Genomic DNA, 9949 nt, shown 5'->3' on the forward strand with positions numbered 1-9949 from the left:
GATGTAGAACATGCCCTCCAAGCCCCCTGCGAAGCCACTCAAGTTCCGGTCCAGAGACGGCATTGACTACGTGTTTCCGGTATACGAGGACTATGTACCAGCGGCAATCTACCTACGCATTAGTCAGGACCGTACGGGCGTTGGAGACGGCGTAACTCGCCAGTTGGAAGACTGTGTGAAGTACGCAGACCTTCACCGGCTTACTGTTATCGAGGTCATCGAAGAGAATGACACCTCTGCCTACGTCGCTCCGCACCGGGAAGACGGGGTGAAACCAAGGAAACCCAAACGTCCCGGCTTCGAACGCCTAAAGGCTATCGCTAGGTCAGGGGAAATTCATGCCGTCGTCGCATGGGCTACTGATCGCCTATGGCGAAGTGTCAGGGACCTCGATCAGCTCATCAACATAGTCCAGACCACTCCACACGGTTTCACTATCCACGCAGTACATGGCGGAGTCATTGGTCTAGATGATGCCAACGGGCAGGTCGTAGCCAGAATCCTTGGTGCCGTCGCTCAAGGTGAAGTCGATATCAAAGCAAAACGACAGGCCAGAGCACAAGAACAGGCTTTTGATCGTGGCAAGTTCCCCGGTGGGCGAGTCCCCTTTGGCTACCGCTTGGGGGAGAAACCGGGGGAGCTGGTAATCCATGAGGATCGAGCTGAAGTACTCCGGGACATCGCCGATGGCATTATCAACGACGGCTGGACGATTACGCGGGCTACCAAGTTCATCCGGGAAGAATTGCCTAAGCGGTGCGGAAAGATGAAGCCAGTAGCCCTCCGAGGCATCCTTACTGGCCCCACGGTAGCCGGAAAACGGTATTACCTGCCCGTTGCGCAAAAAAGGTCCGACCCCGACGCGAAGGGAACATGGGGACCAGCAGGCTGGGAACCCATATTTGATGAGGTTACGTGGCAACTGCTGCGCAAAGCACTGGCCACGACCCCTAGGGGAAGACCTACCCGTCCTTCGCTTCTAGGAGGGTTATTGCTATGTGCATACTGCGGTAGCGCAATGTCCTATTCCACACGCACGTATAAATGCACTGTCACATCCGGCTGTGGGCGGATCAGTGTGAGCACTCCCACAATTGAGGCTGTGGTTACCGACTTCATCACGACCTTGCTCACTGCCCAAGAAACACAAGAGTTCCTGAAGCGCATGCTGAATATTGGCGATGGTCCACCGGGGACCGACGATATCAATATCGATGCTGAGCTGGAGAAAATAGCTCGGAAGCGTCTGGAGTTGACCGAGGCCTATGAAGATGACGTAATGACGATGGCTGAGCTACGCCACATGCTTGACCGCCTGAAAGCAAAAGAACAAGCCTTGCTGACAAAGCGAGAAGAAAACGTCGAAGCTGCCCTCGAATGGGAACGTTCAGCCATGGCATTCCAAGCCTACGAAGACCTGCTGGATGCCACTGACGACGACGCCATAAAGAAGAAGAACATGATCTTCCGGGCTCTGCTAGAGGGCGTCGTTGTGAGTCCGCGCGAAAACAATAGTTGCAAGTTCGACACGGAGCGCCTCAATTTCCAGCTGGCAGGAACCTCTCCATATATCCCGCTCAACGATCGCGAGGACATATCCGATGACGGTGTGGACTGGTGGACCGAAGACCCCGGCGATCTCGCATCACACCCGTCGCCCCGTGAATTGGTTCAGGCAGGGATCGTAAAGGAGCCGGTGCCACGACGCAACAATAGGAAAGCTGCACGGCTCGCCAACGGTGCACTCGAAGCTGGTGGGGATGATGCCGCCACGAAGACTGTCCTCATGACCTGATTCAGTTCCCTGTCCATAGGGCCACAGGTGCCCCGTAGTCGTCTCGAAAACGAAGGAATGCGGGACAAGCTGAGAAAGCATTAGAAACCGTCTAAGAAGCCGTCTCAGAAGTTATCTGTATCAATAGCTAATTTGCGTTGAGTTGTGATACTTTCAGGTCATGGCAACAACGTTGATCGGCTACGCGAGGGTCTCGACCGCTGACCAGAAGCTTGACCTCCAGACGGACGCCCTCAAAGCGGCGGGCTGCGTCAAGGTTTACTCGGACATAGTTTCAGGTGCGGGCACCAAGCGCCCTGAGCTGGACGAGTGCCTACGCTTCCTTCGCGAAGGTGACGTTCTGGTCGTCTACAAGCTCGACCGTCTTGGTCGCAGCCTCAGCCACTTGATGGAGATCATCAGAGACCTGAAGCAGAAGGGCATTGGCTTCAAGTCGATCAGCGATGGTATCGACACCACCACAAGCACCGGTCAGCTCCTTTTCCACATCATGGGATCATTCGCGGAGTTCGAGAGAACTCTGATTCAGGAGCGAACCAACGCTGGCTTGAAGGCGGCAAGGGAGCGCGGCAAGCTTGGTGGGCGTCCAGTGGCGGTCACCCCAGAGATAGGGGCACGGATCACTCAACTCCGTGGAGAAGGCAAGAACGCAGATTCCGTAGCGACGGAACTGGGAATCGGGCGGGCCACTGTCTATCGCTACTTGAAGTCACAGACCGCCCTCGCCGCATGATCTCAGATTCGATTCCATGGCGAGAAGAACTTTGGCGAGTAGCTGACCGACTCGAAAAGAAGTCCCAGCAACAACGGTGGACAGATCGCAGCAGCTTCATTGTTGAACGCGACCTTATGACAAGTGCCTACGCCATACGTCGCCTGAACGAAGCACGGAAAATTTCCGATGCACTCGCCAAGACCAGAGTCCCTGTCCTCCGTTACGAGCGAATCGGGTCCATACCGGATATCTGGGACCGGTACGAAATATGGGAACACTACGACTTAGAGAATGGAGTGCGGGACCACATCACTATCCCGCACCTCTGCAACCAACTAATCCATTCCTTCGTCTGGGCCATCAACGCAACTGAGGACACCAATCTCTTCGTCGGAGTTTACGTCGCTTCCGAAAACGAACGGGCGAAGCATCTCTATTTCGTGCCGGTAGGCAGCGTCATTGATCTCTGCCGAAAGGTCGCCTCAGAGGATATTGGAGAAGTGCAGTATCAGCGGGGAACTGATGGCGTGATGCGAATCGTGAGTGTCAAAGTAATGGAAGAAGACTATGACGACTCAATTCAGATGCTCAGCCCTCATGCCACTGCTCATTATCAGGAGCAATGAGCCAGAACAGCTCACCAAGTTCACGGACCACCTGCTCTGCCTGCTCCTGAAGCCAGTGCAAATAGACAAGGGTGAACGTCTTCCGTTCCTCTCTCCCTCTACGGACACTCGTGAGGGAGATGGACCGGGCAGCATCGTCGTAACCATCACCGATGCTGTGCGCCATCACGTTGCGCAGATCAAACAACTTCTGAAGGACTGGAACCACGAACGGATATGAGTCACTTAGCTCCCTGTCCTCCATAATCCGTCTCAAGATCGATATACGCTGACGGACGGAAACAGCACCAAGAATCTCACCTCGCAGTTCCTGAGCGGTAGAAGCGTTCTGCCCGTAGGCAGCAGAGATACACTCATCCATTCCGTACTCAAGACGTACAGCTATTTCCAGAACCTGTGCACGGAACCTATGGAACGTCCGTGGTGCACTTGCAGTTTCCCCGTAAAGCATCTCAGTCATGGGGTTGAAGCTATCAGGGGGAACCCCATGGGTATCGCAACGGACCTCGTTGAGAGTCCCATAGGTACCTGCACGGCAAGATGCAGCCTCTTGATCCCCACCTCGCTGCGCGTCGGCGGGAGTCGTCGTGGACCCTCAAGTGAGGCAGTTCGACATGGAGAAGACGTAAATGTATTACGTATGAAAGGGAAACCGCGTGATTCCGGGGTACTTGAGTAGCTCCGAGAGAGAGCCATCAATATGGTTGACAGCATGCAGGGCTACACCCCAGACGAACTTTTGGAGCTGGCCCGGTCAGTACGTTGGCAAGATCAGGTCACTGCTGCTACGCGAACCAACATAAAGCCGGAAGTCCTCGATGCTCTGATGGTTCCCGGCCTACACCACGAGGTGACACTGTCTCTGATCTCCCGTCCCGGTGTAACCGAAGAAGAACTTGCATGGCTCGCTGAGCACACCGACTCACCCCATGCCCTTGGACGCATCGCCGGTCATCCTGAAGCCAGTACCGGAACGCTGAAGATGATCCGTGACCGTGCGGCGGGGGAGGCGTGGGAAGGCTGGACTCACCTGCACCGCTTCGTCGTCATCATGCTTGCCAAGCGCGGAGTCACAGACAGGGCATAGCGGTTCCGCTGGGTAGGATCAGCGAATGAGCCAAATTGGGGGAGAGGCTGCTGGAGCGCAGCCCAAAAAGAAGAGTCCTTTCAGCGGCTGCGGCATATTGGCGCTGGTAGTTATCGGACTCTTCATCGTGTTGTTGGTCGTTAGCTGCAACAACACTAAGGAAGAAGCGGCAGAGTTCACCGAAAGCGTCTCGACGTTCGCACCGAACCCGGTGATCACCGGAGCTATGGCAACCAAGGTCAAGGATGCCTGCGTGCAACAGGTGGAGACCGTAGCTAAGAACGCGGCACGCGAGATCGCTGGAGTGAAGCCGAAGTTTTACACGATCAAATCAACGAGCTTCGGAGGAGACATAGAGGAGGTCGCACTGCTGCACGAAGAGATCGCCTACGAAGTTCCCTTCACGTACGTCACGAAGCACGATGATGGCTCTGAGCAGACAACCACGCGGACTTGCAGAGTCTCTGATGATTTCGCCTTCGTAGAATTGAGGCGCTAATGGCGAATGTGTTGTTGAGCTTTCCCAACTGGGTGGTCACTACAGTTTCGAATAACCCCGAGCGACAGTTCGCGCTGGCATTCGCTGGGACCGGTACTGTGGCGCTTCTCGTCGGACTTTGGATTGGCTCCTTTACGGCATTCGGTCCGGCTGCCTCCGGGTTGATACTCGCCGTCATTGCTCAAGGAGCAGAAATGTACGAGCAAACCATCGATACGGATACCGCTCAGGGGAAAGAAGCGGCGCGCTACACGAAGGTATTCGTCGGGGGCATGAAAATGCTAGGGCTGATCCTGCTCGGCATCGGCGCGATGGTCGGCATCACTCCGGAACCGTCCTCAGCCCCCATGTCTTCCTAGAGATGAGAAGCAGCGAATTCTTGCAACGTCTCAAGGACAGGTTCAGCAGTATTTCCAAGGGAGTCAGGGCACACCTTTGGCTGACCGTCGGCTTGTTGGTCGTCGTGGTACTGCTTATTGCGGGCTACAACATCCTTCAAGCACTTCGGATCAACGCGAGTGACGTTGGAGCGGTCTCTGGGGCAGTGGCAGCAGTCGCGGGTGCTCTCGCCGCTTTCGCCGCGCTGGGTGCCGCACGACAAAGCGCCGCGACCGCCAAGGATGCCACAAGGGCGCTGGCGCTGGCGACAAAGCCGGTAGCCGAACTCCGCATGAATATCGACCGGTCACAGTCGCAGCCCCATCTCTGTTCTATGACTATCGACATTGAGAACCTGTCGTTGCACCCGATCCGGGGCGGGACTCTCCGATGGGTACTGCGGGATGGTTCCAGCGGAAGCCATCAAGTAGGAGAGATCAAAGGCAGGTTGACCCCCTCACGCGGTATGTTCCACCGCCCTGAGGGGGTCGAGACCCTGACCGCCTCCGAAGCATTTGACGGTGGCATCGCTGGGGTAGACCGAGTGACCTTCGACTTCTCGGGGAACACCCGAGAAATCGTCTGGCGCAGCATCCTCGAATTTGAGTTTGAAGTCATTCCTGATCAGTGGTCCGAACTGGAGGGGATTCTCATCCCAAATACGAAGCGCATCCGATACGACCGCAGCGAGTTAGAGCTATGACATTCAGCGAGTACTTAGCCCTTGGCGCGATGGCTATTTCGGTGTTCGGTATTTGGTACGGGAGCCGTCAGGCGAATGCAGCAGAATCGTCAGCCAAATCTGCACGAGAGGCAGAGAAGCGTGCATTGAAGCTGGAGCGGGTGATGGGCTTCCGGTGGGAAGTCGTCACCAACGGGCCGGATCGCTACCTTCTTTTCAACGCGGGGACACGGGTAGCCCATGATGTCCGGGTCGTACTCCCGGACTTCCTGACCGGCGTCGAAGTCAACGTCGAAAAGCTCCAGCCCCTTGAACGCGTCGAGTTCGTCGCCAAGGTCAAACCGGGTTATCAAAGCCAAGTTCAAGTTCCGTTGCCCCGGTTAGTTTCGATCCACTGGCAGGATAGGGACGAGAAGAAGCCGGTCAACCGCTCTATCAAGACGACTGTCTCGGAATACATACCCGCTTAAACGACGAAAGACCCCCACCCGGCAGTTACGCCCAGTGGGGGTCCTTTGTTTCGGAAACATCCGCTTTTCTGATTCGGATACTCCCAGCTTAGCGCTTACGCATTGTGTCGTCGGGGTGTGTCATCGGAAGCGAAGTACTTGGCGTAAGTGCGAATCCATTGGCGAAACGAATCGCTGTAGCCCTTTGGCTACGTATCAAAAGAGCAGTCAGGAAATCGCTGCTCTTTTGATACGGAGCCGATCCGCCCAGCACCGGGGAGAAGCACCAGAGCTACGTACTCGAAGTCCGCTAGCGCACTCGCGCCTTCCTTGCAGGAGAAAGCTTGTGAGTGATACTTAGGCAGTAATCGTCGCGCTGAGCTAGCAGGGGGGACTGCGATGAACCGATCGCTGTGGGCATCAGCAATTCTTGCTCTGGCAGTATGTTTGTCCGGGTTTGGGGCCCTATCGTTGTGGTGGTTTTCCGGCTCTCATCCCAGCAGTCTTCCGGGGCTTTTCGACTACCGCAGCGCGACTTGGGGAGATGGGTTATTCCTACCCTTGTTCGTTGGCGCCCTTGCAAGGGCGAGTTCGAGGCTTCCTAAGCCGGACAACTACATTTTCCGAGGGTTCGCAGGGCTTATTGGTCTTTCCTTCGGAGCCGTGGTCGTTGTCCTCTGGATGACGGACGCCTCTGTACAGCCCAACTGGACGATGCCGCGTGCTCATGAGTTGAATGCGCCGGGGTGGTATCACGCGGGTTTTCTCATCGTCGTGGCTGGCTTGCTCACGTGGCTTTGGGCGGACTTTGTTCAAAGGTTACGTAAGGTTTTCTCAAACCCATCGATGGTCGAGAAAGGAAAAAGTGTACTCAACTCCGGAGCCGTTTCCATTTCATGGGGCTCGTTTATCGCGTACTGCTTCGTGGCGGGAATCGACAGCGGCGCTGTAGGCCTAACACAAGCTGGGCAAGCCTCACTGGTGTCTCTCAGTGCTTCAATCTTGGTGCTGGGTTCGTCAATTGTGTGGGCGGTGGGATGGCGGCATTTCCTTAGCATTGGCCTGTCCCTAGCGGTTGCTGTCCCAATCGCCATTGGACTTCTTACAGTGACCCAGTTCTGGAGTCCCAGCGTCGTTAGTCTCCTCTTCGTGATTGCGGCGGTTGCTTTTGGGCTCGCCGTCGGCCTCTCGCCTCAGCGATCTCACGGTGTCGTACGTACAGAAACGATTGTTGCTGGAACGTCTGCTATGGAATTGCTTGCTGGCGCGGCTCTCTACGTATCTCCGGCTGTTGTTGCGACTCATTCCAGCATTGACCAGCCGGTCTCTCTCCTGTTCCTCTTGGGCGCTGTCGGAGGGGCGGTGCTTTGGCTGTTGGTCGTTCGCAGGCTGCGTCGCGGGGTCTGGTCCTTCCGAGAGGACTACCCATGGATAGTCACGTCGGCAGTGTTCCTCGTAGCGACATCCGGGGCCACGGCTTTGTCGGGCAGCCCGGACTTGTCTGAAACTGCAACCGGTCTTGTTTTTGCGATATTGGGAGCTATTCTGGCGGGCCCAGCGATCAAGGTGGGAAAAACGGAGCTGCGAAAGCTCACCGTCATCGAATCTAGCCCGGAATATCTTAGTAACGGTTCCAGCCCAACGCCTGTGCAGAAGCCGGAGATCGCACGTATTTATTGGCGTTTGGCTATAACCGGGGTTGGTGCGCTGTGCTCAATCGTTGCACTGGGACTTCTTACGTCTTACACCCTCGGATGGAATAACGGGTCAGCAGGTTTGCCTGTGTCGATGTGGACAGTGCTCGGGGCATTCGCCGCCCTTGTCGGTGGAGTCGTATTACGCCGTATTTCCGATGAGAGCACCCGAAGCAGGGTCTCAGAAGGGTGGAGAAGGAACGCCCCGGTCTTCATGAGCCTTTCCTGTTGCGCCGCTCTCGTGGTACCGATCCTCATGCAAGTGGTGGACAAGGCCTATTTTGATCTATGGGCCGCGATCCAGAGCCTCTTCCTTGCCCTTTTTGCCGGTGAATGCATACTAAGCAATGGTCTCAGAATGGGACTTTTGCGACCCTCACTAGTATCGAAAATAACGTTGGTATCAGTTACTACCACCATCTTCGCAGCCGTTTATTGGTCCCTAACCGTAGCGATCGGCAAATCCGAAGCTCCCGTGCAGGTGCCGCAGTCTCTGCTTGGCTTGGCAGGGGCCTACATTGTTGTTTTTGCCCTTACCCTCGGTTTCACCCTAAGCATTCACGGGACATCTGAATTGAAGAATTGGACATGGAGAGATCGCCGAAAGGCAGGCATTCAGGACTCACTAATGCTTTTGCCGATGTGGCTGCTCATGGCATGGCTGCCCCTGACCATCTATGCCCATATTCCGTCGCAAAAAAACTTTCTCTATGGCCCGGCTATAGTGGCACAGATACTTGTGGGCTTCATCGCCCTTTACGTTGGGGTTCTGGTATGGATTACTGGCGTGAACAACGGCCATGTCGGACGGACGATCGCCGGCATGGGTTTGACCGTTCCCGCTCACTTCAGAGAAGATGCCTCTCATTTAACTCGGCTGATGGCCCTTCCCGCACGGATAAAGGGCTACAGGTGGCATGTCCATGGCCGCGACGATCGTGAGCAGCGTGTTCAAGCGCTCAGTACACATACAGCCATGCAGGACATGCTAGCTTTTTCTATTGCTGCCTTTACTGTCTTGGGTTTCTTTTGGCTTCTTCCCGCCGACGTCGAAGCCGCGCCCGCTCGACTAGATGCTTAGGCGGGACGAACTAACTGCTGCGTAACCGCTGCTAAACGAGGGAAGAGTTGATGGCGAAGCGAACTAATAGCGCGGCTCATGCACTTCGAATTCTCGACATTCTGTCGCAACAAGATGTGGAACTCCATACGGAACAACTTCTCGCCGCTCTAGAGGAACGGTACGGTTCTAAGCTGAACGAGGCTGATCTTCAAGTGCCGCTTAGCGAGCAGGGCAAGTCGCATCCGCGCCCAAATTGGGTTATAAGAGTGGCTAAAACAAAATCCTATATGCGCTTGAGGAACTGGATTGAGGATTCTCCCCGTGACACTTGGAGAATCACGAGAGATGGCCGACGCGCAGCAAGGGAAGCTGCGCCTCAGACAACTGAAGTTAGAGAGGGCAATAAGGTTCCGGGCATTATTTACGGGGATATACCGGGCTACCCAGCAACATGGGAATTTGAAAATCGCAGGGCTGCTTTTCTGGCCGGTGTGCATCGGCAGACACAGGCTGGCATCTCCGGGGGCGCGGAGGGAGCCGATGCGATCTGTCTGTCTGACGGGTACACGGATGATGCTTTTGATGCTGACTTGATCACATACACAGGTTTTGGCGGACAGGACCCTAATACACGCCGACACATCGCTGATCAGAAGCTCATCATGGGAAATCTCGGGCTTGTCCGAAGCCACGAACGGGAACTCCCCGTGCGAGTTTTGGTCAAGAAGTCTTTGTTGACGAAGAACCGACAGGATACCAGCTACGTATATGTGGGCTTGTACGTCGTGGCTCATTGGGACTGGGGCCTTCGGGACGGATTTAAAGTTCTCGTCTATCAACTGAGGTCTTTGACGGGCAGAACTCAGGAGGGACTTGTTGTTAACGCCAACCGAAAATAGGGCCAGTTTTGCCAACTGAAAACAGGGCCACGGGTTGTTGTTCTATTGTGCCTTGAGCTGGG

Annotated in this window: 11 protein-coding genes and 1 pseudogene; 11 read left to right on the top strand and 1 reads right to left on the bottom strand. The window is 55.5% G+C overall.

From position 1 onward, the window contains the following. Window positions 1–10 precede the first annotated feature (10 nt). The 4 genes and pseudogenes from UC32_RS21155 to UC32_RS20500 all read left to right on the top strand — a co-directional run. Window positions 11–886, top strand: a pseudogene (locus UC32_RS21155) (recombinase family protein); the annotation flags it as partial. 216 nt (window positions 887–1102) lie between these two features. Then, window positions 1103–1795, top strand: coding sequence for a hypothetical protein (locus UC32_RS20890; RefSeq protein ID WP_045729790.1), 693 nt, complete (start codon window positions 1103–1105; stop codon window positions 1793–1795). A gap of 160 nt (window positions 1796–1955) precedes the next feature. After that, window positions 1956–2528: a recombinase family protein gene (locus tag UC32_RS03420; protein ID WP_045729791.1), complete on the top strand. Its 573-nt coding sequence runs from the start codon at window positions 1956–1958 to the stop codon at window positions 2526–2528. Further along, window positions 2525–3136, top strand: a complete 612-nt coding sequence (locus UC32_RS20500; RefSeq protein ID WP_152642535.1) for a hypothetical protein — start codon at window positions 2525–2527, stop codon at window positions 3134–3136. Before UC32_RS03420 ends, UC32_RS20500 begins: the two co-directional genes overlap by 4 nt. Here the strand turns inward: UC32_RS20500 and UC32_RS03425 are convergent. Further along, the gene (locus tag UC32_RS03425) at window positions 3099–3596 is read right to left on the bottom strand and encodes a hypothetical protein (protein ID WP_152642536.1); all 498 of its coding nucleotides are present in this window, start codon (window positions 3594–3596) and stop codon (window positions 3099–3101) included. The two genes, UC32_RS20500 and UC32_RS03425, sit on opposite strands and share 38 nt — an antisense overlap. A 252-nt stretch (window positions 3597–3848) precedes the next feature. Between UC32_RS03425 and UC32_RS03430 the strand changes: the two genes are divergently transcribed. From UC32_RS03430 to UC32_RS20220, 7 genes are all read left to right on the top strand, one after another. After that, window positions 3849–4223, top strand: a complete 375-nt coding sequence (locus UC32_RS03430) for a hypothetical protein (RefSeq protein ID WP_152642537.1) — start codon at window positions 3849–3851, stop codon at window positions 4221–4223. Window positions 4224–4248: 25 nt separating this feature from the next. Further along, window positions 4249–4722: a hypothetical protein gene (locus UC32_RS03435; RefSeq protein WP_045729794.1), complete on the top strand. Its 474-nt coding sequence runs from the start codon at window positions 4249–4251 to the stop codon at window positions 4720–4722. Next, complete coding sequence (locus UC32_RS03440) at window positions 4722–5081, top strand: hypothetical protein (protein WP_045729795.1); 360 nt, start codon at window positions 4722–4724, stop codon at window positions 5079–5081. Before UC32_RS03435 ends, UC32_RS03440 begins: the two co-directional genes overlap by 1 nt. 2 nt (window positions 5082–5083) lie before the next feature. Further along, complete coding sequence (locus UC32_RS03445) at window positions 5084–5803, top strand: hypothetical protein (protein WP_045729796.1); 720 nt, start codon at window positions 5084–5086, stop codon at window positions 5801–5803. Beyond that, window positions 5800–6252: a hypothetical protein gene (locus tag UC32_RS03450; RefSeq protein WP_152642538.1), complete on the top strand. Its 453-nt coding sequence runs from the start codon at window positions 5800–5802 to the stop codon at window positions 6250–6252. Before UC32_RS03445 ends, UC32_RS03450 begins: the two co-directional genes overlap by 4 nt. Before the next feature lie 642 nt (window positions 6253–6894). Next, window positions 6895–9006 (top strand): hypothetical protein, encoded by a 2112-nt coding sequence (locus tag UC32_RS20505; RefSeq protein WP_152642539.1) that lies wholly within the window; start codon window positions 6895–6897, stop codon window positions 9004–9006. Between the two features lie 50 nt (window positions 9007–9056). Continuing rightward, the gene (locus UC32_RS20220) at window positions 9057–9887 is read left to right on the top strand and encodes a YDG/SRA domain-containing protein (RefSeq protein ID WP_082071884.1); all 831 of its coding nucleotides are present in this window, start codon (window positions 9057–9059) and stop codon (window positions 9885–9887) included. Window positions 9888–9949: the final 62 nt, after the last annotated feature.

It is taken from the genome of Pseudarthrobacter chlorophenolicus (genome assembly GCF_000962805.1).
In the GTDB taxonomy this organism is placed as follows: Bacteria; Actinomycetota; Actinomycetes; order Actinomycetales; family Micrococcaceae; genus Arthrobacter; species Arthrobacter chlorophenolicus_A.